Source organism: Salinibacter sp. 10B (assembly GCF_002954405.1).
Taxonomy (GTDB): Bacteria; Bacteroidota; Rhodothermia; order Rhodothermales; family Salinibacteraceae; genus Salinibacter.
In genome coordinates, this window is sequence record NZ_MQWC01000004.1 from 470065 (window position 1) to 494499 (window position 24435).

At 58.7% G+C, this 24435-nt stretch carries 19 protein-coding genes and 1 pseudogene; 13 read left to right on the top strand and 7 right to left on the bottom strand.

All coding sequences use genetic code 11. The annotated features are described in order from the left end of the window. The 7 genes from purH to hslU form a co-directional block, all read left to right on the top strand. Positions 1-1563 (top strand): bifunctional phosphoribosylaminoimidazolecarboxamide formyltransferase/IMP cyclohydrolase (gene purH / locus BSZ35_RS02245; protein WP_219846568.1); only part of this gene is annotated, 1563 nt, incomplete at its 5' end. Between the two features lie 576 nt (positions 1564-2139). Beyond that, positions 2140-3147, top strand: a complete 1008-nt coding sequence (locus BSZ35_RS02250) for a rod shape-determining protein (RefSeq protein WP_105010932.1) — start codon at positions 2140-2142, stop codon at positions 3145-3147. Positions 3148-3440: 293 nt separating this feature from the next. After that, on the top strand, positions 3441-4262 hold the full coding sequence (mreC, locus tag BSZ35_RS02255; RefSeq protein WP_181149146.1) for a rod shape-determining protein MreC: 822 nt from the start codon (positions 3441-3443) through the stop codon (positions 4260-4262). A gap of 4 nt (positions 4263-4266) precedes the next feature. After that, a complete protein-coding gene (gene dacB / locus BSZ35_RS02260; RefSeq protein WP_105010933.1) occupies positions 4267-5811 on the top strand; it encodes a D-alanyl-D-alanine carboxypeptidase/D-alanyl-D-alanine-endopeptidase in 1545 nt (514 codons plus the stop codon). A 192-nt stretch (positions 5812-6003) separates the two neighbouring features. Beyond that, positions 6004-6567, top strand: a complete 564-nt coding sequence (gene hslV / locus BSZ35_RS02265; protein WP_105010934.1) for an ATP-dependent protease subunit HslV — start codon at positions 6004-6006, stop codon at positions 6565-6567. 197 nt (positions 6568-6764) lie between these two features. Further along, positions 6765-7901, top strand: coding sequence for an NYN domain-containing protein (locus BSZ35_RS02270; protein ID WP_105010935.1), 1137 nt, complete (start codon positions 6765-6767; stop codon positions 7899-7901). Between the two features lie 69 nt (positions 7902-7970). Then, positions 7971-9410, top strand: a complete 1440-nt coding sequence (gene hslU / locus BSZ35_RS02275; RefSeq protein ID WP_105010936.1) for an ATP-dependent protease ATPase subunit HslU — start codon at positions 7971-7973, stop codon at positions 9408-9410. A 1490-nt stretch (positions 9411-10900) separates the two neighbouring features. Here hslU and BSZ35_RS02285 read toward each other — a convergent pair. The 3 genes from BSZ35_RS02285 to BSZ35_RS02295 form a co-directional block, all read right to left on the bottom strand. Further along, a complete protein-coding gene (locus tag BSZ35_RS02285; RefSeq protein ID WP_105010938.1) occupies positions 10901-11398 on the bottom strand; it encodes a metallophosphoesterase family protein in 498 nt (165 codons plus the stop codon). Positions 11399-11488: 90 nt separating this feature from the next. Continuing rightward, positions 11489-12169, bottom strand: coding sequence for a metal-dependent hydrolase (locus BSZ35_RS02290; protein WP_105010939.1), 681 nt, complete (start codon positions 12167-12169; stop codon positions 11489-11491). A gap of 147 nt (positions 12170-12316) precedes the next feature. Next, positions 12317-14044 (bottom strand): LamG-like jellyroll fold domain-containing protein, encoded by a 1728-nt coding sequence (locus BSZ35_RS02295; protein WP_181149147.1) that lies wholly within the window; start codon positions 14042-14044, stop codon positions 12317-12319. Positions 14045-14230: 186 nt separating this feature from the next. On the opposite strand from BSZ35_RS02295, the gene BSZ35_RS02300 reads away from it, so the two are divergent. Continuing rightward, positions 14231-14698 (top strand): hypothetical protein, encoded by a 468-nt coding sequence (locus BSZ35_RS02300; protein ID WP_146109975.1) that lies wholly within the window; start codon positions 14231-14233, stop codon positions 14696-14698. 154 nt (positions 14699-14852) lie between these two features. After that, positions 14853-15566, top strand: a complete 714-nt coding sequence (locus tag BSZ35_RS02305; RefSeq protein WP_105010942.1) for an FAD-binding oxidoreductase — start codon at positions 14853-14855, stop codon at positions 15564-15566. A 144-nt stretch (positions 15567-15710) separates the two neighbouring features. On the opposite strand, the gene BSZ35_RS02310 is transcribed toward BSZ35_RS02305, so the two are convergent. Next, on the bottom strand, positions 15711-16280 hold the full coding sequence (locus BSZ35_RS02310; RefSeq protein WP_258096037.1) for a sigma-70 family RNA polymerase sigma factor: 570 nt from the start codon (positions 16278-16280) through the stop codon (positions 15711-15713). Positions 16281-16458: 178 nt separating this feature from the next. On the opposite strand from BSZ35_RS02310, the gene BSZ35_RS02315 reads away from it, so the two are divergent. The 4 genes from BSZ35_RS02315 to groL all read left to right on the top strand — a co-directional run bounded on the left by BSZ35_RS02315 (position 16459) and on the right by groL (position 19869). Continuing rightward, a complete protein-coding gene (locus BSZ35_RS02315) occupies positions 16459-16710 on the top strand; it encodes a hypothetical protein (protein WP_105010944.1) in 252 nt (83 codons plus the stop codon). 117 nt (positions 16711-16827) lie between these two features. Continuing rightward, the gene (locus BSZ35_RS02320) at positions 16828-17547 is read left to right on the top strand and encodes an SDR family NAD(P)-dependent oxidoreductase (RefSeq protein WP_105010945.1); all 720 of its coding nucleotides are present in this window, start codon (positions 16828-16830) and stop codon (positions 17545-17547) included. Positions 17548-17794: 247 nt separating this feature from the next. After that, positions 17795-18085 (top strand): co-chaperone GroES, encoded by a 291-nt coding sequence (groES, locus tag BSZ35_RS02325; protein ID WP_105010946.1) that lies wholly within the window; start codon positions 17795-17797, stop codon positions 18083-18085. Positions 18086-18180: 95 nt separating this feature from the next. After that, entirely contained in the window at positions 18181-19869 is a 1689-nt protein-coding gene (groL, locus tag BSZ35_RS02330) for a chaperonin GroEL (RefSeq protein ID WP_105010947.1), read from the top strand. Positions 19870-20199: 330 nt separating this feature from the next. Here groL and BSZ35_RS02335 read toward each other — a convergent pair whose 3' ends face one another. The 3 genes and pseudogenes from BSZ35_RS02335 to BSZ35_RS20095 all read right to left on the bottom strand — a co-directional run. Further along, positions 20200-21078 (bottom strand): hypothetical protein, encoded by an 879-nt coding sequence (locus BSZ35_RS02335; RefSeq protein ID WP_258096038.1) that lies wholly within the window; start codon positions 21076-21078, stop codon positions 20200-20202. A 97-nt stretch (positions 21079-21175) separates the two neighbouring features. Beyond that, positions 21176-22501, bottom strand: a complete 1326-nt coding sequence (locus BSZ35_RS19805; protein WP_258096787.1) for a hypothetical protein — start codon at positions 22499-22501, stop codon at positions 21176-21178. A 285-nt stretch (positions 22502-22786) separates the two neighbouring features. Then, positions 22787-23638: pseudogene (locus tag BSZ35_RS20095) on the bottom strand (carboxypeptidase regulatory-like domain-containing protein); the annotation flags it as partial. Positions 23639-24435: the final 797 nt, after the last annotated feature.

Here is a 24435-nt window from a genome sequence, read left to right on the forward strand (position 1 = left end):
GTCCGACGTGCACTTCTCTCCGTGTACGACAAAACGGACATCGTTCCGTTCGCCCGGCGCCTCGTGGACCTCGACGTAGAACTCATCTCTACGGGCGGCACCGCCGCAACGCTGCGAGACGCGGGACTGCCCGTTACGGAGGTCGCCACGGAAACCGGGGTACCGGAAGTCTTGGAGGGCCGCGTAAAGTCCCTTCACCCCGCAATCCACGCGGGCCTTCTCGCTCGTCGGTCCCACGAGCCCGATATGGCGGCCCTAGAGGAACGGGGCTATGAACCGATCGACCTTGTCGTCTGCAATCTCTACCCATTCGAGCACGTGGTGTCGGATCCGGAAACGGACCGAGAGACTGCGATGGCGAATGTCGACATCGGCGGCCCCACCATGATCCGGGCCGCCGCCAAAAACCACGCGTCTGTCGGGGTCGTGACTACCCCGGACGCCTACGATGCCGTGGCCTCGGAACTGGAAGAAAACGATGGGCATCTCTCCAAACCGACGCGCAGGGGCCTAGCCACCGACGCCTTTGCTCACACGGCGACGTACGACCAAGCTATTCATCAATATCTATCAGCGACCGAGGACTCGGCGGACACGGAGGCGTCCACGTCTCTTCCCAACCCCCTCCGCCTCTCTCTTCCCCGCGCCGAGTCTCTTCGCTATGGCGAGAACCCGCATCAGGACGGAGCGCTTTACGGCCACCCCGAACGCTTCTTCGAACAAATTCACGGGGCCGACCTCTCGTACAACAATCTCAACGACATCAGCGCCGCCCTCTCGTTGATCGACGAGTTTCGGGACGCAGAGCCGACGTGTGCTATCCTCAAGCATACCAATCCCAGTGGGGTAGCTACGGCCGACGCTCTGGAGACGGCCTGGGATCGTGCATTTGCTACGGACCGGCAATCGCCGTACGGCGGCATCGTGATCGTAAACAACGCCCTGGACCGTGCCACCGCTGAGGCAATCGACGAGATCTTCACTGAGATCATCATCGCGCCTGAGTTTGAGCCCGGCGTCGTGGATTTCTTGGCCGAAAACGATCGTCGGCGGGTGGTCCGCCACGTAGCGGCGGCTCGCGATACCGACCGGCTCGACGTGCGCTCGGTTCTCGGTGGTCTGCTTGTGCAGACGCGTGACCCGGTCCTCCCCCCGTTCGACCAAATCGATCACTGGGACGTTGCCACCGACCGCTCCCCTACCGACGCCGAGCGGAAGGACCTCGACTTTGCCTGGCGGGTCTGCAAACACGTGAAGAGCAATGCCATCGTGTATGCGCGTGACAGAGCCACCCTCGGAATTGGCGCCGGGCAGATGAGCCGGATCGACTCGTCGGAGATTGCGGTCCATAAAGCCGGAAAATCGGAACTTGACCTTAGCGGCTCCGTGGTAGCGTCCGATGCATTCTTCCCATTCGCCGACGGGCTGGAAGCCGCAGCGGAGGAAGGGGCCCGTGCAGCCATCCAACCGGGCGGCTCCATCCGAGACGACGAGGTGATCGACGCCGCTAATGCATACGACGTCGCGATGGTCTTTACCGGTCAGCGCCACTTTCGACACTAGAATCCCCGGATCGGAGTTGGATCCGCTCTGACCTTCAGCGGTCGATGGCGCGCCTGATCCGCGTCTCGTAATCGGGACGGTCGAACAGACCCCGGAGGCCCTTGTGTAGAAATTCTGACGTCGCAGGCACTGTCCCTCCAAAACTAGCTGTATTCCCGGACGTTTTGAACGTGGACTCGACTCGATCTCCTTTTTCAGCTGATCGATTGCCGAGCAGCAACGGAGGCTCCCCCTTCTTGGGGTCGCCCTGTGTTTCCCGTCCCTCTTCCCACCGCTCTCCGATTGTGCCGGACCGTCTTTTCGTGAGCGAAGGGATTCGTCTCTCTTCATCATCCCAGCGTGTCATACCAACACTACTGCGGCGATGTATCAGGCTCTTGTCGAGATGATGCATCCAAAAACGCGCCGGTCTCCCCTTTGAACATTTGGAGGCGACACGAATAGGCCCACTTTTCCACTGCCCGTGACTCCATCCGGAGACTTGGACGCCCGCCCTCTAGCCCATATGATTAAGGACGGGACCTGCCTCTCCCCCGCTCATTCGTTTTGTGACCGAACACGTACTCCCCAGGATAGATGTTTTTCAATTTCTCACAGGACGTGGCCATCGACCTGGGCACGGCCAACACACTGGTCTACATCCGCGGCGAAGGTATCGTCCTGAATGAGCCAAGCATCGTGGCCGTGGACCACAACACGCGCGAGGTTCGCGAGCTTGGCTACGAAGCCCTACAGATGCATGAGCGTACCCATAAGGACATTGAGACCATCTGGCCACTCAAGGATGGCGTGATTGCCGACTTCAAGGTGGCCGAACAGATGATCCAGGGCCTACTGAAGAAGGTGAAGAAAAACTGGCTCACGTCCATTCGGAGTATGGTGGTATGCGTGCCGAGCGGGATTACCGAGGTGGAAAAACGGGCCGTACGAGACTCCGCTGAGCATGCTGGCGCCAAAAAAGTCAACCTCGTGGCCGAGCCGATGGCCGCAGCGATTGGCATCGGCCTCGACATTAGTGAAGCCGTGGGCAACATGGTCGTCGACATCGGCGGTGGTACCACCGAGATTGCCGTGATTGCCCTTTCCGGCATCGTGATCGATGAGTCGTTGCGCGTCGGGGGGTCGGAGCTCGACAACGCCATCATGCAATACTTCAAGCGCAACCACAACCTTCTGATTGGGTCCCGAACGGCCGAGCGTATCAAATGCGAGATTGGTAGTGCCATCGAACTGGATACCGAACTGGAGCTGTCGGTGAAAGGACGTGACCTGGTCAGCGGCATTCCGAAGCTGCGAACCATCTCGTCCGTCAACGTGCGAGAAGCCCTCCACGACAACCTCGACCAGATTAGTGCGGCTGTACTGCGCGCCCTCGAACGCACGCCGCCGGAGCTCGGGGCCGACGTATTGGAGCGCGGCATCATGATGACGGGCGGTGGGGCCATGCTCGAAGGCATCGACAAAATGTTGCGCGACCGGGTTGAACTGCCGGTATACGTGGCCGAAGACCCCTTGACGGCCGTGGTACGCGGCACCGGAGAGGTATTGGAAAACCTCGAAGACTACGAGCGCGTATTGACCTAGTGGTCGTGCCCCCCTCACTTTGGCACTTGTGAACGCTATCGGCGACGGTCGACGCTCCGGCCCTTTTGGCCCTCCCCCTCAGTCGCAGGCCGCAAGGATCGGAGGAGATCCCGATGTACTATCGACGATCTCTGGGCACTCAGTTGTGCACGCCCCCTAGCCTAACGCCTGCTGTAGATCGCGACGTACGAGCAGTAAAACGGTGGACCGCAGTTGTTGCCGGTTGGCCGTCTTTGGCGTTCTGTCGACGACCCTCCCCCATCCTCTTCTCCTCGACAGGCTCTCCCGTTGCGATGGACCTCCGATCCCAGCTGCTTGATTGGATCCTGCTTGCGGGACTGCTCTTCCTCTCAGTCGTCACGATGCTCGGTCAGAATCAACCGTTGAGCCGGGCCCTGCGCGCCCAGGCGCTCGAAGTTACCGCCCAGGTGGAAAATAGCTTTGCCTGGATGGGGGGCTATCTGCGTGCTCTGGAAGAAAACCAAGAGCTCCGCCGTCGAAACGTCGAATTGTCGAGCAAGGTGGCCCGAACCCGATCGGTCCGGATGCAAAACCGAGAGCTGGAACGATTGCTCAACCTCCGGGACAGCAGTTCGGCTCAAATGGTGGCCGCCCGCATCGTTACGAAAGACATTTTCCACCAAGAAAACTTCTTGACGCTCGACGTCGGAGCAGCGGACGGGGTGAAAGAGGGCATGCCGGTCGTCCACGAAGGCGGCATCGTGGGGACCGTGATGCTCACAAGCGACGACTATTCCCGAGTGATGCCGTATTTGAATACGGATTTCCGTGTGCCGGGAACGATCGTTCCCCTCCAAACGGAAGGAATCGTTCGCTGGGAGGGCGAACGTCACGACCGCCTCCTCCTCGAACACGTCGTAAAAACAGAGCCGGTCGAAGCCGGTCAGCAGGTCGTCACGAGCGGACACAGCGCTGTCTTCCCCCCCGGCCGGGCCATCGGCACGGTAGACTCCGTCATAGTGCAGCCGGGCCGAAGCGAGCTTCGAATTTACCTTGAACCTGCCGTCTCTCTTCACGAGATTGGGTATGCCTTCGTCATCCTGAGCACTCCGGACTCAGCCCGCCGACAGCTCGACTCTCGCTCGATCGGATAGCCCCATGCTCACGTTCTGTTGTCCCTCCCTCCGCCGTCCTGTTGCCGCACTCGTCTTCTTTGCGGCCTGTCTTCCCCTGTCTGCCGCCGGCCAGGCCCCGTACTCCGAATCCGCCGCGGCCGAAGAGTTGACGGAGACCATCTCCCAAACCCTGGACACTGAACCATTCGAAGGCGCATACTGGGGCGTTCACATCGTCAATCTACGGTCCGGGACCGTCCTGTACTCGAAAAATGCGCAGAGCAATTTCGTCCCGGCCTCGAACGTGAAGCTGCTCACCACTGCCGCCGCCCTCGACCAACTGACCGCCGACTATCGCTTTCGAACCCGCGTCTACGCCGACGGTCCTATCGAAGACGGCACGCTGAAGGGAAATCTCATTGTCCGCGGCAGTGGCGATCCCACCATTGGCGGCTACGAGCAACGCGACGATCCTACGCGGGTGTTCCGCCAATGGGCCGACTCTCTCAAGGCGCTGGGAATTACTCACATCTCCGGTAACATTATTGGGGACGACAACCGCATGGACGACACGCCCCTGGGCCACGGCTGGAGTTGGAGCGACATCTCCTACGCGTACGCGGCCGAGATTGGCGGACTGGTCTTCAACGAGAACACCGTCGACCTTCACGTGCTCGGACAGGAGGTCGGCCAACCTGCCAAAATCACGTGGGAGCCCTTCGACACCGACTACGTGAACGTGGTAAATCGCTCCCGCACCATTCCCTGGCGCACTGAGGACGACGAGAAGTACCAGCGCATTATGGGAACCAACACGATTCACGTTCGGACGAAAGTCCACCCCAACCGGGAAGAGACTGAATCCATTACCATCACCAATCCCACGCTGTACTTCGTCCACGTCCTGCGCGAGGTTCTCCTTCGGGAAGGAATTTCGGTGGGCGGCACGCCGGCAGACCTTGACGAAACGGCCACGACGGTGCAATACGATTCCGACCTCGTTCGCCCTGTGGCGTCCTACACCTCGAAGCCCCTTCGGCAGATCGTCCGCACGCTCAACCACGAAAGCCAAAACCTGTACGCGGAGCAAATCCTGCGAACGTTGGCCGTGGAGGTCCCTCCGCAGACAACCGAGGATCTCAAGCCTGGCTCGTCCGCCCTTGGCGTCAAATCAGTTCGGAAGACGCTCGCAGCAGCACGAGTAGACACGAGCCGTATCCAACTCGTCGATGGGTCCGGCCTCTCCCGTCAAAACCTCGTGCGGCCCCAGTCCATCGTGCGGCTGCTTCAGTACATGTGGACGCACCCCGCCCCTGCAGCCAGTTCTGCCTTTTACGACTCGCTTCCGAAAGGTGGGCAAGAGGGCACCCTCGAATATCGATTTCAGGGAAATGCTCCCGCACACGCAAACGTCCGCGCCAAAACAGGCACCCTCTCTAATACTAGTAGCCTGAGTGGGTACGTTACGTCTGAACGTGGCACTCCCCTTGCCTTCTCCATTTTCTGCAACCACCACCTTGCCGAGGGAAATCAGGTCCGGTCGGCTCAGGACGTCCTCGTAAATGCTCTTGCGCGCCTGCCGCTGTAGTAGGCGGCAGCAAATGCGTAAAGTTCGACAAATACCGTCCCTACAGCCCCTAAGGCCCCCGAGTAGACGAACTCCCCTTCCGGCCAATCGTTTTGGGAGAAGAAACCTTTGGTTTTCCTCGTTCGGGAATTCTCGTCGTAGAGAATGATCCCGGTCGCCTTCGTCTCTCCCAACACGCTGTAGTCGATCTCGATGGGTTCTGCCTCCGACACTCCGCACGGCACTACGGTCCTCGGCGTCCGCCACAACGGGAAAATCGCCCTTGGCTCAGACGGCCAGGCCACTATGGGCGAAACCGTTATGAAGCACAAGGCGGAAAAGGTACGTGAGCTCTACGGCGGGGACATCATTGCTGGCTTCGCGGGCTCCACGGCAGATGCCTTCACGCTGTTCGAGCGGTTTGAGGAGAAACTCCAGGAGTACGGCGGAAATGTCACCCGTGCCGCTGTGGAGCTGGCAAAGGAATGGCGCACGGACCGGTACCTCCGAAAGCTTGAAGCGTTACTGGCAGTGGCTTCCGCCCGACGCCTCCTGCTAATTAGTGGGAGTGGCGACGTGATCGAACCGGACGATAATATTGTAGCCATCGGCTCTGGAGGACCCTATGCCCTTGCTGCCACGCGCGCTTTCCTGGAAAATGGGGAGAGTTTCTCGGCCCGCGAAATCGTCGAGAAGGGCCTGTCGATTGCCGCTGACATTTGCATCTATACCAACAGCAATCAGACGATCCTCGAGATTGACGCCGAATCGAATTAGCCCTGTCATTGCGGTCCAATGACAACCCAGCTCCCTCCCACGGAGAGGCATACGAAACGGGAGACGTGTCCCATCTTACTCATCGGCACATTTATGCTCCTCGTCTCCCCCGTCGTACCGGGACCCGAACGAATGCACGATGTTCTGCGCCCCCACCGGCGTGCTTTCAGTCCAATACACACTGATAAATACATACAATGACCCACGATCAGACGCACGACCGCTCTGCACACGCGGCAATGTTTGTTGACTACGAGAATTTATATTCCGTTCTCACCTCTCAGAGCTCCAAAGACGCAAAGACCAGCGAGTACGCAACAGAGATCCTCGACGAGGTACAACGCTATCTCGAAGAGGGCGATGATACTCCAACCATTCTCGGCCGTGCCTACGGTCCCTTCGATGTATTGCTCGACACCGAAGATTCTGGCGTTCCCGCCGAACTTCACCGCCACGGCATCAATCCGGCCTACGTTCCGGCCGCCATGCAGGGCAATACCTCCGAGATCCAGCTTACCATTGAGGTGACCCAGTTTCTGCAGGAGCGTCCGGATGTGCAAACGGTGGTGATTGTCACGGGCGACCGTCCGTATCTCCCCCTCGTACGGACCATCCGAGAGCACGGACGCCGGGCTCTCGTTGCTGCCGTCAACCCTCCTCAGACGGACCGATACGTGGAAAGTGGCCTCTACCTCGACGCCCGCAACCTGTTGAGCCCCGATTCACGGGAAGACCTCCTGGCCAATGCGCCCAGAAACGGAAAAAGCTACGACGCCTCCTCGTCGAATCAGCGTCACGAGGAGCTCACCGACCCGTCCACCCGCCGGGCAATCGAAATTACGGAGGAGCACTTTGGCCAATACGAAGAAGTGTACCTAACGCCTCTCCTTCGAAAGCTGTCGGAGATTCTAGGCCCTGATGAAGATCCAAAGGCACTGGTAAGCGAGTTGGAGGCTGCCGGCGCCGTTCGACTCGAAAAGCGAAGTGGATACCCCTACGACTATACGGTGCTCATTGTCCACGACGACCACCCCGACGTGCGCGCCATCCAGAACGGGGACCGGACAGCGTCCCGTTCGTCTTCAGATTCCACAGAGCGCTCCTCCTCTGGCTCAACTGCATCCCCTGGGACTGATGAGGCTCCCACTGAGGCTCCCGATGAGGCCTACGAGCCATACGACTACGACGAATACGCGATCGATGAGGCACTTTCGGCGGATCCCGAGGACTCGACCGCCGATGCTGAGCCCGCAATGTCCTCTGAGGGGACCGATGGATCGTCTGCCACAGACGAGGACGCCTCGGCGCCGTCCACGGGGGAGGACTCCCGATAAGCCTTTCACCGAGCGGTTCGATCCTCTCCTTCCTGTTCTCTGACCAAATCGTTTTCCGTTCCCCAGTTTATGCCTAGCGCGACCGAGCACGTCGAAGACCTGACGCCCCGACAAATTGTTGAGGAGTTGGACAAGTACATCATTGGCCAGGAAGACGCGAAGAAGAACGTCGCCATCGCCCTGCGCAACCGGTGGCGCCGACAGAACGCGCCCAAGGAGATGCGGGACGAGATCATGCCGAACAACATCATCATGATCGGCCCCACCGGCGTGGGAAAGACTGAGATCGCGCGGCGGCTCGCGCGGCTGGCCCGGGCGCCGTTCATTAAGGTGGAAGCCTCCAAGTTTACGGAGGTGGGGTATGTGGGGCGTGATGTGGACAGTATGATCCGCGACCTCACGGACATTGCCGTAAACATGGTGCAGGAGGAGCACAAGGAAGAAGTGCAGGATCGGGCCCGGGAGCTGGCCGAAGAGCGCATCCTGGATATTCTCATTCCCCCCCAGGATCAACGTGCCGGCAATGGGGCCTCGGAGAACGATCCTGGATTCCAGGTCGAGCCGTCCACGACTACGGAGTCCTCCTCCGAAAACAGCAGCCTCCGGCAGCGCACGCGCGAGAAGTTTCGCAACAAGCTGGAGCGCGGCGACCTGGATGACCGCGAAATTGAGATTGAGGTGAGCACCGACTCCTCGTCGATGATGCAGGTATTTGGCCCAATGGGCATGGAGGAAATGGGCGTCGACCTGGAGGAGCTCTTTGGCAATCTCGGGGGCGGCGGCAAACAGAAGACACGCCGGGTTACGGTGGAAGAGGCCCGAGAGATTCTGACCCAGGAGGAGGCCCAAAAGCTGATCGACATGGATCAGGTGAAAGAAGACGCCCTGGAGCGCGTCCAGCAGGCCGGCATCGTGTTCGTAGACGAGATTGACAAGGTTGCGGCCGGTACTCGTACCCGAGACGATGGAGGCGCGGGACAAGGCGTGTCCCGGCAGGGTGTACAGCGCGACCTCCTTCCCATCGTGGAGGGGTCAAACGTGCAGACGAAGCACGGCATGGTGAAAACCGACCACATCCTTTTCGTCGCCAGCGGCGCCTTTCACGCCTCTAAGCCCAGTGATCTCATTCCCGAACTGCAGGGCCGCTTCCCCATTCGGGTCGAACTCAACAACCTCGATGAGGAGGACTTCTATGAGATTCTCACCAAACCCAAGAACGCCCTCATCAAACAGTACCGGGCCCTTCTGCGCTCGGAAAACGTGAGCATCGAGTTTGAGGATGACGGCGTACGGGAACTGGCCAAGATTGCCGCGCAGGTGAATGCCGACGTGGAAAACATCGGTGCACGACGACTCCACACGGTCCTCACCACTCTTTTGGAAGACCTGCTCTTTGACGTACCGGAAGAGATTCCGCCCGGCAGCAGTGTGACGGTAGACGCGGAGATGGTCAAGGACCGGCTCAGCTCAATTGCTTCCAGCCGCGACTTGAGCCAGTACATCCTCTAGCTCAGCACCGTTGCTCCCCATCCCCCGGAGGACTTCGGGCCCCGTGCCCTTTTCCTCCCAACGGTGTAGTCCCCGTGTGAGGCATCCTGGGGATCCCGATGCTAATCCTGCATGTCGTTTGGGAAAGCTCGCTTTCATACGAGGTCCGGTTGCAGGCTTCAGGTACGACGAGGCCCTGTCTTGACAGGAGAGGAAAAGGTCCGTTCCTGCGCTGAATGAAGTGGCCTCGGTAGCGCCCTTGGAGTCCAATGGCGCTACAAACCATTTTCATGGCTGGGAGCAAACTCCCGGATTTGATATCGGCCCTCTTCTAGGGCATAAGAGCAATCTCACTCGGGCCCCTGCATTTCTACTTCGATACCGCCCCCCGCGCAGGATTCGGGGGGATGAGGGGGGATCATTCCCGAACGGAGTATGCGGAGCTCGAATGAACCGGCATCTTCTGGAACTCCTGCGGAACGCCCCACGGCTCAAGAGCGAGACGGGTCCTCGCGAATCTGTGTGCAGCACTGAAGAGGCCCTCCATCACTTGAGAGATCATTGTCGTAGCTCCCCTCCACGACCTTCTCTCGGGAGCATTTTCTCAGCGATCGTCGTCGGCTCCAGGAGACTGGAATGCTCACAACAGACGCGCTGCTCCCCCCTGGTATTTCCCTTCGCTCATTCGTTTTGTCCCCAGGAGTCCAGGAAAAAAAAGACCTCCGTTCGTACCATGTCGGCAATCAATGTAACGGGTTCCAATGCGTAACAACACAAAATAAGCAGACGATTTGGACTCCCCCCGTTCCGTAGCCCATTAGCGCCCGATCCTGTTTTCCACTCTAGCCCGACACGGGAGACTGGCCCCCTGCTGCATATACGGCACCTGCGAGTGTGGGACAATTCCCTACATGCAAAAGCGCCATATGTGCTATTGTGGCGTTCTCCAATTTCGTGTCATTATATAGTCTCTGATCAGGCGGCCCAGACGTCGCCTTCCGCACATTCTGGAGATGACTATTTTCGTCCCCATGCAGGCCCGATTGCCCCACCGCTTTTCCTCTTCGGATGCCCCCTCGTACCAGCTTGCCACATCCCTGTACAATGTGGTGGAGTCCGTCTTGCCCACGGAATGTGACGAACGGTACGATGCCAGTGTTTTTTGCCAGTGCTTGGCGCTGGACCATGTGGAAGCCACACAGGACACAAGTGTAATGCGCATGTGTGTCCGTTGCCGTGGCCTGACGAACATGCGCGCTCACATCAAGGTGGAGCAAACGGGCAAACACGCCTTTGACGCTCTGTGCACAGTTCAGGACGGATCATCCCACCGATTCTCGTACTGTCTGCCCGCACGTGCTGTCTCCAGCACCTCCTGCGCCCCCTACCTGGGACGCGATCTCGCCACATTCCTGCGAACCGAACTGGAGAATCGCCTCGGCCGTCTGCTCTTGCAGAGCCCGGCACGCCCCCCTACAGGGGCCTCATCACTCGTGTGAGCCCGCGCCCATTCAGTCTTCAGCGTCGAGATGAATCACCTCCATTTGCTTGGGCGTTCCGTCGCGAATTGTGAGGCGAAGGCAGGTCTTGCGTTCATGGAAGCCGTGTTTGCCTGCCGCTCCAGGATTAACGAAGAGCATGCCCCCGAGGCGGTCGACCCGTTCGACGCGGAGGATGTGACTGTGGCCACAGATCAAAATATCCGGCGGATCTTCCGATAGCTTCTCCCCCATTCCGTTCTGCCAACGTCCGGGTCGGCCTGCAATGTGAGTCATCCACACGTCGAGCCCCTCCACCGTAAACCGCTCGTGCTCGGAGAGGCGACGCCGACTGCCAGCGTCGTCGATATTGCCCCACACGGCCCGTACGGGCGCCACCGTCCCCAGCCCATCCAAGATTCCGAGGTCGCCTACGTCCCCGGCATGAAGGATTAGGTCCACGCCGTCAAGGTCGTCAATGAGCTTGGGATGAAAATAGCCGTGGGTATCTGAAAGGATGCCGATTGTCACAAGCGCGAGCCAATAGTGAGCAGGAGGCAAAGAAAAACACCCGGACTACAACTGGGTGCAGCCCGGGTGCCGGCGACATAGAAGAATCCCTTACAGGGACAAGGTGGAGTTGGGATCCAACTGGTGGCATGTAACTCCAGCATCCTCAATGCTCTCTGCAACCTCTTCAATATCCACCTGAATGAACGGGAACGTATTGTAGTGAATGGGCACGACCGCATCAGCATCGGTCATGTCTGCGGCGTGAATCGCCCCGTCTACGCCCATCGTCACCACATCGCCGACCGGAGCAAGCATCAGGTCGACATCGTACAGATCGCCAATCCACTCCATTTCAGCGAACGGAGCCGTGTCGCCGGCATAGTACACCGTCCGCTCATCAAACTCGAGCACGAATCCTTCGGGCACCCCGCCGTACGATCCGTCCGGGAAGCTGGACGTGTGACGCGCATGAACGGCCTCGACGGATCCCCACTCAAAGTCCACAGTCCCTCCCTCATTCAGGGGCTGTACGTTTTCGTGGTCGTAGTCCTCTCCAACCCGAGAGATGATCTCAAAATTACTAAGCACCAGGGGGCCGTCCGGCCCGGCAAAGGCCTCCACGTCGGCGTAGTGGTCGAAGTGAGCGTGGGAGACGAGCACAACGTCGGGGGCCAACGCGTCGGGGGTCGTCTCAGTGTGTGGGTTGTCTTCGAAAAAGGGATCGAAGAGCAGAGTCGTGCTCTCCGTTTCAATCTGAAAGGTCGAATGCCCAAAGTACGTAAGCTCCATGATCTGTCGGATAAAATATCAGTCCCAAAACATACGAGCTAGCTCAGAAAGTCTACGGATGCCCGCCCTGGTGCAGTTTCGGCCCCGGAATGGTCGTGAGACGACATTCTTGTGAGGCATGCCGGCTGCCCCTCCCAAGTTGATACACTATTTCAGCACGACCATTCGGTGTGAGTCCGTCCCATTCTGCGTTTTCAGGCGCACAAAATATGTCCCGCTCGGAAGATCCTCCGCACTGAACGATACGTCGTGGTATCCGGGCTCTTTCCTTCCCGTTGCGAGTTCAGCAATACGGTGCCCCTTCAGATTCCACACGGTGAGAGTAACCGTCTGAGGGGAACGAACATCATAGGCAATCGTCGTCGTCTCGGCAAAAGGATTCGGAAAGTTGCCGATGAGCCTTACTGACGTCTGCTCCTGTGGAACCGCCCCAAGACCAATTTTAATGGTGCCCGAAAGGCGATCCGATCCATTCCGCCTTTGTTGCCGCACTCGATAATAGACGACCTGGCCGGCCACTTTCGAATCGGTGTAGACAAATTCGTCCCCTCCCGCGGGAGTCCCCTGAGGAGCCACCGTCACCGTAGAAGGAGAAAGTTCGGCAACGGTCGTGAAATGCTCCCCGTTCGTGGATCGCTCCACGAGAAATGTGTGTCCCTCCGACGCCTGCGCCTTCCATCGAAGGGTCACCGAACGGCCGTCCGCCTTCGCCCTCAGGTGACGCAGCCCCGATTGCAGCGAGAGCGTAACCGGAACGCGCCGGGCCCCGTCGGGCCATGCGTTCACGACCGCTCGCCCCTCTTCTTCAAAACCAAGGCGAACGCGGCGGTCTTCCTGCTTGTCTGAATTCGGCAGAGGACGGTTCCTCATGCGGCGAAGCATTCGGGGAGACCGAGCTTCCTTCCAGATGCGGAGTTCGTCCAACCGCCCTGAGTACAAGGGACGTTGCTCCGATTCCGTCATTTCTTTTCGATGCACCCGCCCCCCAAGCGCCATCGGCACTGGACCGGGCGCAACCGGCACCCGACCTTGCAGAGAATCAGTCGCCGTGCCGTTCACGATCAGTCGCAGCCGAGATCGCTTCGCCTCATAGACCGCTGCGATGTGGTGCCATCTGCCGTCTGCTACAGGTGTCCCCGAACGCAGAGCCTGATGTTGACCGGGTCGGCCACTGTAGAACCGAAGACGCCCGCTCCGATCTACGATAAACTCGGCAGGATAAGCTACGGCTTCATTCCCGCTCCACGTCGATAGCACGACCTCATCGAGCCCATTGGTTTGCATCCAAAACTCAATGGTAAATGACGACGCGCGCCCTAGAGGCGGAAGCTGGCCGGCTCGAAGAAGGAGGGGGGTCGAGGCTCCGCTGAGATCAAGCGCATGGTTGCCTCGTTCGGCGGACGAGACAGCGCGGACGTCCACACGACCTTGCCGCTCCAGAACCCGGCGCACCTGGCGCTGACTCGCAGGGTCCGCCTTTTTCTCCCAGACGAAGGGACTGAGCGTCCACTCGAAGCGTCCTGTCTGGTCGGGCAACTGTACGCGAACAATAAATTCGAGAGGCCCCCTGATGGCACGGTCCAGAACGAGCAAATCTCCTCCCGCCTGGTCGCGTGGTCGACGGTCAAAGCTCACAGGCTCCGTCCCGTACCGGAGCACGCGCACCTCCCGGAGCTCCCATTCCGGCGGGAGCTCTAAGACGGCGCCGTCGATAGACTGACGCGAATCAATTGTCTTGAACAAATTTACCGTTTCTCCGGCCTCGCGGACGGTGGATTCCGATAGGCCTTGGGCCTTCGCACAAAGGGACTGGAGGAGTATCAATGCAAGCGCAACACTCCCCACAACAAACATGTAGTTGCGCCGATAGGACATAGTCAGTCCAGCTGCCCGAAAGGGACCATAACTCAATAGGCCTATGGGCATCTGTCTCGGATGGTCCGCTGCCCCCCCTCAAAGCCTTCATTGATGAATCATAGTTGGCCCGTATCCTCGCCCGAACGGGCTCGTTATCATACTCCCCCGAGGAGTGAACCACTAATGACGCCCTTCTGGATATCCATGGACGATCTTCCTGACGACCTCACCTCCGTTGGTTCTCATCACGGCAACCAGCCCCCTACCGAAACGGGGCAAGAAGTCCGCTCCCCGTCGGGCCCGGATCCCGACTCGACCCCTGCTTCACCGACCCCCGCTCTATTTCAACTTGTCCGGGAGACAGACGCGAACCGGATCCAGGTTCGGGTCCACTCGGCCCGAGCGCAGGTATCGTCCCCCGAGGCGGAGACAATTGAAGAAGTAGGGCAGTATCGTACCGTTGACGAGCTCCGCACTGCCCTTCGCGAGGCACCAATTGAGGGCCGGATTGCTATTTTCGAAGATGCGAAAACCGAGACGGTTCTTACCGACGATGACGCCACCGCCGATCACCCGTGGATTGGTCAACCTCGCTATGAGCGTATTACGTTTGTGAGCGATGATGCTGCGGTGTCCAACTACGTCAACAGCCTCGACCGTCCCCTGGCTTAGACTGTCGTTCTCCCTCCAGCGATTGACGGCTCTCCGCCCCTGCCAGTGCCTGTACGGCCGGCCGGGGAAACTGTGAGACCACGCCGCGTGGGGGCCTTCTCACCGAAGGAGTAGATCTCGGAGCGTTAACACAGATTCTCAATTTTCTGCTTCTATGGCCCTCGATCTGCTCAGCGCCACAGTTGCTGCCACCTACTCTCTGACCCCACGCGTTCGCCAACTTGTGCTTGAGGTGGATGGACATACCTTCACCCATACGCCCGGCCAGCACGTCAGCGTGCGGTACGAATCTGACCAAGACGGAGTCGTATACCGCCCCTACTCTCCCGTCAACGGACCCGGAACCGATCGCCTCGTTCTGGCCGTCAAGCAATACGACGGAGGCACCTGTTCGGTGTGGCTGCATGAACGAACAGTCGGCGATACGATCTCGGTTATGCCCCCCTCCGGCAACCTCCACCTCCGGGATCCAGCTCGTGACGCAGCCTTTCTGGCGACGGGGACGGGCCTGACTCCCATGATGGCGATGCTGGAGCAGTATTTAGCTGAGGACTCGGGACATGCCGTACTCCTTTACGGAGAACGATCTCCCGCGGACCTGATGTACCGCCCTACACTCGACCGTCTGTCTGCCAGCCATCCCAACCTTACCGTTGAGTATGTTCTGTCCGATACGTCCTGGAATGGGCGTACCGGATACGTGCAGGACCACCTCGATTCTGCACTCGGTAGCCTGGACGCACCGCACGCTTACATTTGCGGGGTGCCGCAAATGGTCGTCGACACCCAATCAGCGCTTCGGGACGCCGGCCTGCCAGACGATCACATCTTCAGCGAGGGCTGGGAACAGGGCGCTGTTTCGAACTAAGCGACTGTTTTGACGTCACTCGTTGGCGTTCGACGCCTCGCGAGACTTCTGGGCAATACGGCGCGGCATCGGTAATGAGAACGTTGCCTCCACACTCTCTCCCCGCTCTGGAAGATCTCGGGGCCGCTTTCGGGCTCTCTCCGCTCAATACTCCATTCGCTTACAGAGATGTCCTCGAAGCTGCTTCCGGGCTCGGTGAAGCCGAACGCGTACATTGACTTCCGTAAGTCCAAGCCGCTCGGCGGTCTCCGTGGTTGACTTCTCTTCGAGGTCCCTGAGTTGTACCACGCGCCGGTAATGCTCCGGCAGTTCCTGGAGAGCGTCGTGCACAATCCGCTTGCGCTCCGCGGTCTCCACCGCCTTCTCTGTCACAGTCGTTCCCTCATTCTGTTCTGCCTGCAAGAACTCGAGGATTTCGTGCTCCTTGTAATTGTGACGCTTCGACTTCCGCACGTGACCGTACGCCAGATGCCGGGCAATTGAAAATAGCCACGTGGACACCTTCGCCTCCCCTCGAAATGAGTCAATCTGTCGGTAGGCTTCGGCAAAGGCTTCCTGGACAATGTTCTCGGCCTCATCAGCATCGCCCACAATTTTCCAAACGAAATTGTGAAGGCGCTCCCGTTCCTGTTCAAAAAGACAGCGAAACGCGTGCTCACTTCCGGCTTTGAGCGCATCAACCTTCGGGTCCTCTGCGGTGCAGGGCTGGGGCATTTCCATGGCGACTGTGGAATGAGGTAAACATTCAAGAGGATTGGACTCCCTCGTCCTTACTATCATCCTCGTGTACCTTCACATGCGCTACATGTTATCACAAAAGTATAACAGGGGAATAAGATTTTCCTCTCCCCAACAACGCCCCCTTTAACCTCTAGCGCCTGCGCACGAGCCCATGCCCAACGAACGCACGTCCCCCTCCGACAATACTCCCGACGACGATGAACAGATTGAAACAACATTTCGCCGACTCCGACGCGACGGCCACTCGCGCCTCGAAGCGGTGCAACTGATCCTCGATACCCTCGACGTATCCCTCGCCGAAGCCAAACAACTCCTCCTCACCCACAACACTTGGGCAGAAGCCCGCAGTGCAACGGACTCTGATGCGTCGTCTGGGACCTCTGTGCCCCCAGCCCCCGGTTAAGAACCGAATTCGTCACACGACCCTCACCTCAAGAGGCAATCCCACTTCGTCCTGATCGGTACCATGGGTCATAGATACTCGCCTCACGGCCTTTCGAAATAACCCTCCCGCACGATCATGGACTTGAGCGACGCCGTCGCTGTCGTTACTGGGGCCAGCAGCGGCCTCGGGACGCACTTTGCTAACTCATTGATTGGACGAGGAGCCGTCGTGTACGGCCTCGCTCGGAGTTCCGACAAATTGAACGCCCTGCAGAACGATTTCGGCGACGCATTTCGCCCCCTTCCGTGTGATGTACGTGACGAAGAGCAGGTGGCCGATGCCTTCGAGACCGTTCGCGAGGAAAGCGACCGAATCGACGTACTTCTCAACAACGCCGGGCTCGGCCAGTTCGGCCCTGTCGATGATCTGCCGGTTGAGGATTGGGACGTGCAGATGGAGACAAACCTGCGCGGCGTCTTCCTCTGCACCCGAGAGGTCGTACCCACCATGCGCTCACAGAACGAGGATTCGGGCTTCGGAGGCCACATCGTGAACATAGCCTCCATCGCCGGTCTGCTCGGCAATCCCAACCTCACAGCGTACAACGCAAGCAAATTCGGAGTGCGCGGCTTTAGCGAGTCGCTCATGAAGGAAGTGCGCGACGATGGCATCCGCGTCACGTGTATCTATCCCGGCTCCACGGAAACCAACTTCTTCGATGTAGCAGGGGTCGACATGACGGATAACCCCCTCCAGCCCGAAGATCTAGCCGCCACCGTCGTGCACGTACTGGAGTCGCCGGCCAACCATCTCATCTCCGAACTGGTGGTCCGCCCCCTCCGTCCTCGGGGCTGACGCACTGCTGCTGGCCGGAAGGAAGGTGTCCTTTTTCCAAATACAGGAAGCCGTCACAGAACCACTGTGATCAGGAGAAGATCGTCGCACTAAAGGATCTTCACCACAACCCCTTCCGGCAGCGGAAACATAGACGGAAATGGGCCTGTTGGGTATGACGCGTTGTTATCACTCACCACTGGCGAGTGATAACAACAATGAAGAATCCTACCGCACATCACTCACAAGAAGTCAGTCTGAACCGATCATGACGAGCATCAAACCTCTTGGCGACCGCGTCGTCGTCCAGCCGAAGCCGGCCGATGATAAGACCGAAAGTGGTCTGTACATTCCGGATTCGGCAAAGGAGAAGCCCCAGGAAGGCACGGTCGTCGCAATCGGTCCGGGCCGCGTGGAAAACGGCAACCGGATCGAGATGACCGTCGAAGAGGGCGATCAGGTCCTCTATGGAAAGTATGCGGGCACTGAAGTTACCCTCGATGGGGACGAGTACCTCATCATGCGCGAGAGCGACATCTTCGGAGTTGTCGAAGGATAGCACTGTGCCCCTCGCGGCGGAGGAGGATTCTCCCACCCGCGGTCGCACACGACTACTGAGCTGCACTCATAACGAATCAATTACAACCCTACATTATGGCCAAACAGATCAAGTTTGATTCTGAGGCACGAAACGCCCTTAAGGAGGGCGTGGACAAGATGGCGCGTGCCGTCAAGGTCACGCTCGGCCCGAAGGGTCGGAACGTGGTCCTTGAGAAGTCCTTCGGATCCCCGACCATCACGAAGGACGGCGTCACCGTCGCAAAGGAGATTGAACTGAAAGAAAAGATTCCGAACATCGGAGCCCAGCTGCTGAAGGAAGCGGCGTCGAAGACCAACGACGCGGCAGGCGACGGAACGACGACGGCTACCGTTCTCGCGGAGTCCGTCATCAACGCCGGTCTGAAGAGCGTGACCGCCGGTGCCAACCCGATGGAGATCAAGCGTGGGATTGACCTTGGTGCCCAGAAGGTTGTGGAGCACCTGCGCGAGCAGAGTGAGATCGTTGAGGGCAAAGACCGCATCCAGCAGGTTGCCACGATCTCGGCCAACAACGACGATGACGTGGGCGAGCTGATCGCCGACGCCTTTGAAAAGGTGGGCCAGGACGGCGTCATTACCGTGGAAGAGGCCCGCGGCATTGAGACGCACCTCGACGTGGTCGAAGGCATGCAGTTCGACCGTGGCTACCAGAGCCCGTACTTCGTGACGGACTCCGAGGAGATGGAGGCAGTGCTCGAAGACGCATATGTGCTGATCTACGACGACTCGATCAGCAACATGCAGGATCTTCTCCCCCTCCTGGAGAAGGTCTCGCAGACGAGCAACCCGCTGCTGATCATCGCCGAGGACGTGGAGGGCGAAGCCCTTGCCACGCTCGTGGTGAATAAGCTGCGCGGCACGCTGAAGGTCGCTGCCGTGAAGGCGCCTGGCTTCGGTGACCGTCGCCAGTCGATGCTCGAAGACATCGCTGTGCTGACCGGCGGTACGGTCATCAGCGAGGAGAAGGGCTATCGCCTCGAAAACGCCACGCTCGACTACCTTGGGCAGGCCGACCGCATCACGATCGACCAGGACAACACGACGATCGTGGACGGTGCCGGCTCGCAGGAAGAGATCAACGCGCGGGTCAACCAGATCCGGCAGCAGATCGAGAACTCCACCTCCGACTACGACCAGGAGAAGCTGCAGGAGCGCCTGGCGAAGCTCGCGGGCGGCGTTGCTGTGCTCAATGTCGGCGCGGCCACCGAGCCTGAGATGAAGGCGAAGAAGGCCCTCGTCGAAGACGCTCTCAGCGCGACGCGTGCGGCCGTGGACGAAGGCGTCCTGCCGGGCGGCGGCGTAGCCTATCTCCGTGCCCTCGAAGCCCTCGAAGGTGTGGAAGGCGAGAACGAGGACCAGGCGATTGGTATCGATATCGTCAAGACGGCGCTCGAAGCCCCGCTGCGCCAGATCGCCACGAACACCGGACACGAGGGATCCATCGTGGTTCAGAAGGTGAAAGAAGGCGAGGACGACTTCGGCTTCAACGCCCGCTCCGAAACCTACGGCGACCTCCGCGACGAAGGCGTGCTCGACCCGACGAAGGTCACACGCTCCGCGCTGGAGAACGCCGCATCCGTGGGCGGCATGCTGCTGACCACTGAGTCCGTCATCGCGGACCTCGACAGCGAGGACGATGATGACGACGGCGGTGGCGGCGGTGCCGGCGGCGGAATGCCTGCTGGCGGTGCCGGCGGCATGGGCGGCATGGGCGGCATGGGTGGCATGGGTGGCATGATGTAACCCATCCATCCGCGCGTGCCCTCGCGGCACACGCCGATGCACGAAACGAAAGGGCTGCCTTCTCCGGCGACGGAGAGGGCAGCCTTTTTTCTTTTTGGGGCGGTGTTACTTGGTCTGTTTATCCCCCTAGTGCGATTGTATCTTGATTTCGGCTACTCATTTTCAAAGCAGACAGGACGAATGCATTCTCCCTTTCCTCATCTTTCTTGTGTAAGGCACGCCGCCGATTAGGCAGGTTGAGTTGAAGAGTTGGAATTGTTGGCTCAGATTGGAAGTCTCTTGCCTCTGTATTGGCCTCCTCCCTCTTTTCTGTAGTCCATTTGCCACTGGCTACTCCCGAGCTTCGATGGGAACCCGTACAGTGTCGGTGTAAATCGACCCGACGAATCCGTGCCCCCCTTTTACGTTTGAGAATGTGTCGGGGCGCGCCAGGTTGTCGAGGGATGCTTCTCTCCACTGGGGCCAGTCCGGGCCTCCAGCCGCGACCACGACCGTCGCGAACGGATGCACAAACGCAGAGCGCGGCACGCACCGGTTCTCTGTCCCTCGAAACAGAGCATGCAAATCCTGACCGTAAAAAATGGGAAGCCGGTATCCCTCCCCGTCACGATGCTCCGCTTCGTCAAGGTAGTCAATGCCTCCCGCCCCCTCGGGTGCACTGTTCGACCGGCCCAGTGGATAGTAGACCTTGACGGCCGCTAGATGGTCGAGGTGTTTGGCCCTCACGGAAAACGTATTCTGTCGCTCCGCTGGATTTCCTTGAGCGTCAAATTCACAGGGAAGCAGGAACGGTTGCGTTTCTCCCTCAACAGAATGAAGGAGCGTGGGAGGCCGCTTTGGGGTCGTGGTCGTGGCCGTTGTGACGGGCTTGCCCTTCTTCTGAACAATGAGACGGTATGACGTGCCCGCCTGAAGTGCGTGAGTTGTTCGAAAGTTGTGCACCGTTGCCACCTGTCCTACGGTCTCGTAGGTGTCCTGCAGGCGCACCTGTGTACCGGTATCGAGATTCTTGAGAAGGACGCGGGCCTCTAATTCAGGAGGGCTTCCGACCTGCGTCGTGTCACCAATGGGCTCAACGCGCACCACCTGTGTATCGGCGGCCACGTTGAGCGCGGCAAAGAGACTGTACTGGTACTGCTCGGAGGGCTCCAAAACGTCCACAGTGGGATCACACCCCTCAAGGAGAAAGAGGCCCCCTAGAAGAAGCATTCCCCAAACCAAACACTGACGGGTGGATGGTACCATATGAACGCCATTCATGAACGTGAACCTGAGACGCCAAAATAAACTTCAGGTCCCGCTCCGTCTATTGGATGTCGATCTTCACTGAGACGTACGGGAGAAGCGGCAGCTGATCAACACGGTTGAGCGTGAATATGTCAACGTAGAACACATTGGCGCGATTGTATACATTGATGGCTCCTGCCTCAGCGGTAACCCCTACTTCTGAGCTCACATCGAAGGTTTTTCGAAGGGACACATCAAGCCGATGGTAGGCGGGGAGCCGAGCATCGTACGGCCGATCGTAAAAGGTCCGCGGGATTCCAACCACCTCCTCGGGAGATTCCCGAAGCCCTCGAATTTCGAGGAGTGTATCATATCCATATACCTGCGTGTAGGGACCGCCGGTGCTGTATTGCCACCGAAGATTGGCCTGGACCCACCCCGTACGGAAACTGGTAGTCAGCCCAACCTTATGCCGAATATCGTGTGGAGGGGTATACTCAACGAGGTCCTGTCCCCCCCACGCCCCGAGTCGCTCCCTTCCGGATCGATAGGTAACCGTACCATAACCGTACTGAGCATTTATCCGGAGCGGATCGGCATCATAGACCAGCGAAACATCGGCTCCGTAGGCCGTCCCCTCCGCCCGGGTAAGCTCAGTGTTAAACCGGACGATGGGCGTCCACCGTGGTACAGGCAAATCTCGAAATTGCTTGTACCATCCCTCCACTGAAAAGCGGAGAGCCGAAAGCAGCTGGTGCTTCCAGCCAAGGAGGGCGTGTTGTGCTTCAAGCGGGGTGTTCTCGAATGGAGAGGGCAGCCAAACCTGAAACGAGGACCCAGCATCACGCTCGTCCGTGATCCCAGCCGCAAATTGATGGTAGAGTCCAGCCGCGGCGGTGATCTTCATCGTGTTGCTCCCCCCAGGCCGATACGAGAATCGAAGTCGAGGATCAATAGAAAGACCGTCCCAGGCAAACAAGGCCTGAGTACCAACGCTTGGCTGCAGGGTTAGGCGATCGTTCCAGGTCCAACTGCCCCCTACGTGCGTCGACGCGCTCATCAGAAATCGATCCTTCTGCGCGGTCGCGAGTCCTAAAAAGGGCTCATTCAGCTTAAGGGCATACTTGTCAGCATGGACTGCTCCCCCCCACTGCAGAGTTCCATCGAGCAATGGCTGGGCAAGCTGCCATCGGCCATGTACTTTCCAGGTTCCAGCAGTGCGCACCGTTCCGTCCGATGATCGGACCGTATTATTGAAGTGACTCGTCCCGAAACTCACGTCGAGCGTTTGTGCCGATTGCCCCGAAAAGAGAAGGCAATCGCCTCCAACACTGGTGTTGTCCCAGCGGATTGAGGCCTTTTGGTCCGGATCGATTCGCCCTCGATCATAGGTACGCAGTCCCATAAATGAACACTGACTCGACCCTCCCTGGGTCTGGACCTTCGCCACGACATCGTAAAATCGATACGGGGTCTCTTCCCCAGTCAGCGAAGGACCCGCATATTCTACCACAGAATGCCGTGCATGGACGAGAAAGGACTTGGCCCCCGTCTCAAGAGGACCCTCCGCGTGCGCCGTCGCCAAAAAAGGCCCGATACCGATGCTCCCCTCATATTCTTTTGTATTCCCAGAGCGGAACTGAACGTCGAGGACTGACGAAATACGCCCCATATGCTCTGCACCAAACCCGCCTGCGTAAAAGTCTGCACTCGAGACCAATTCGCTCGGAAATGCCGAATAGAACCCGATGATGTGAAAGGGCTTGTAAACGGGAATGCCATCAACAAGCACAAGATTTTGTGAGGGCCTCCCTCCTCTCACGAAGAGTCGTCCACCCCGATCTCCTATTGCGGTGACCCCTGGCAAACGCCGCAGGTACGAAGCCAAATCCCCACCTGGACCCGGAGTGGGAACCCTCTCGATCTCAGCCCTCCGGATTTCCTGAAGTCCAGCCTCTGACTCTTCAACTCCCGCCCGGCCACGAATGGTTACTTCATCGAGACGACGTGGCTGCTGCTTTAATGCAATCGATATGGTTTGACGCGAGCCGGCACTCAACTGTAGCGTATCTTGATAAGCTCGATAACCGACGAAGCTGATCGTCAGTTGGTACTGTCCCGGTGCAATCCCAGACATCTGGTAAAACCCACGTCCATTGGTGGTTGCTGCTTCCTCCACCACACCGGAAGGCGACCGGATGGCGACGTTGGCTCCTTGCAACGATTGCCCATCTGCCACGTCGCGAACGAAGCCCTGAACCACAACGTCTTGCCCTCCCTGTTGTCCCCAGACCGGAGGAACCCACGCCAACATGCTTCCGACAACCAGTAGAGCAATCAGTGTCCAACATGGCCCCCGCTGCCGTTCTTTGAGCCTCCCGTGACAGGGCACGAACGAGGACATCCCAACGACTATGAAGGTAGAGGGGGGATTCATCGTTAGGTGCTCTACACAAGGCGTGCGGACGAGAGTAGAATATTCTCGTGTGACCATCTCTTCCCCCCGAAACTGCTTGGGGAATTGACGTGACTCCCAAGTCATAGGGGGCGAAATCGCTAAAAAGTGCCGAAATAAATCTCCTGGCGAATGCAAAAGACATGGCGCATGGACTCCCCGACAGTCGGAGTCCACAGAATGCCCGTCCGACTTCTTAGGAACGTGCCCCGACAGAATCAGCTGGTACTTGCTCCAAACGAGAAAGAAGAGAACGAATTGGAGCTCGATTTTCGTGCGAGATGCTAAAACTATTCCCTCCTACAGAGCCCGATACAGTGGACACGTTTCCGATTGTCGATAGTTGACGCCCCGATACGTCGACCTTTGCGAAGGTACCACTCCGCACTGTTGACGTCTGCGTGACCTCCCGGGTCTGCGGATCATTCCACTTGATGGTCTCCGTGCCAACCGTGAGCGATAAAGTGCGTGCTTCAAGATTGACAGGTTGTGGACCCCGCTTCACAAAATGAAGATCATACGTCGACGGTACACAACCTTCTCCCTTACAGCGTCCAACAACCTGCATGTAAAACCGATTTCGCTTCTGAAGCCCCGACGTCAACTCCAGACCATTCAGGCGCATCTCGCCGGTTTCGTACGTCGTACGATTCGACGTGGAATCATAGGTCGTAGTTACCGGCTGAGAAGAAGTTGCACAACTAGCAAAAAGAAACCCAAGGGAGAGAAGGCCAAAAATCGCGGATCTCATCATGATGTCAACCTGGTTGTCGAATGATCGGAATAGATGACACTGTCTCTCTACCCAAACAACGAGGACGGCGGATCCTCCAACCTGACAGAACGCAACAGAACAGAAGCCCTCTTCAAGCCCAATGCTCCTG

Excerpts from the sequence above, each read along its gene's own strand:
- BSZ35_RS02250 (WP_105010932.1), top strand. The coding sequence starts at position 2,140 with ATGTTTTTCAATTTCTCACAGGACGTGGCCATCGACCTGGGCACGGCC.
- mreC (WP_181149146.1), top strand. The coding sequence starts at position 3,441 with ATGGACCTCCGATCCCAGCTGCTTGATTGGATCCTGCTTGCGGGACTG.
- dacB (WP_105010933.1), top strand. The coding sequence starts at position 4,267 with ATGCTCACGTTCTGTTGTCCCTCCCTCCGCCGTCCTGTTGCCGCACTC.
- hslV (WP_105010934.1), top strand. The coding sequence starts at position 6,004 with ATGGGTTCTGCCTCCGACACTCCGCACGGCACTACGGTCCTCGGCGTC.
- BSZ35_RS02270 (WP_105010935.1), top strand. The coding sequence starts at position 6,765 with ATGACCCACGATCAGACGCACGACCGCTCTGCACACGCGGCAATGTTT.
- hslU (WP_105010936.1), top strand. The coding sequence starts at position 7,971 with ATGCCTAGCGCGACCGAGCACGTCGAAGACCTGACGCCCCGACAAATT.
- BSZ35_RS02290 (WP_105010939.1), bottom strand. The coding sequence starts at position 12,169 with ATGGAGCTTACGTACTTTGGGCATTCGACCTTTCAGATTGAAACGGAG.
- BSZ35_RS02295 (WP_181149147.1), bottom strand. The coding sequence starts at position 14,044 with ATGTCCTATCGGCGCAACTACATGTTTGTTGTGGGGAGTGTTGCGCTT.
- BSZ35_RS02300 (WP_146109975.1), top strand. The coding sequence starts at position 14,231 with ATGGACGATCTTCCTGACGACCTCACCTCCGTTGGTTCTCATCACGGC.
- BSZ35_RS02305 (WP_105010942.1), top strand. The coding sequence starts at position 14,853 with ATGGCCCTCGATCTGCTCAGCGCCACAGTTGCTGCCACCTACTCTCTG.
- BSZ35_RS02310 (WP_258096037.1), bottom strand. The coding sequence starts at position 16,280 with ATGCCCCAGCCCTGCACCGCAGAGGACCCGAAGGTTGATGCGCTCAAA.
- BSZ35_RS02315 (WP_105010944.1), top strand. The coding sequence starts at position 16,459 with ATGCCCAACGAACGCACGTCCCCCTCCGACAATACTCCCGACGACGAT.
- BSZ35_RS02320 (WP_105010945.1), top strand. The coding sequence starts at position 16,828 with ATGGACTTGAGCGACGCCGTCGCTGTCGTTACTGGGGCCAGCAGCGGC.
- groES (WP_105010946.1), top strand. The coding sequence starts at position 17,795 with ATGACGAGCATCAAACCTCTTGGCGACCGCGTCGTCGTCCAGCCGAAG.
- groL (WP_105010947.1), top strand. The coding sequence starts at position 18,181 with ATGGCCAAACAGATCAAGTTTGATTCTGAGGCACGAAACGCCCTTAAG.
- BSZ35_RS02335 (WP_258096038.1), bottom strand. The coding sequence starts at position 21,078 with ATGCTTCTTCTAGGGGGCCTCTTTCTCCTTGAGGGGTGTGATCCCACT.
- BSZ35_RS19805 (WP_258096787.1), bottom strand. The coding sequence starts at position 22,501 with ATGGGACTGCGTACCTATGATCGAGGGCGAATCGATCCGGACCAAAAG.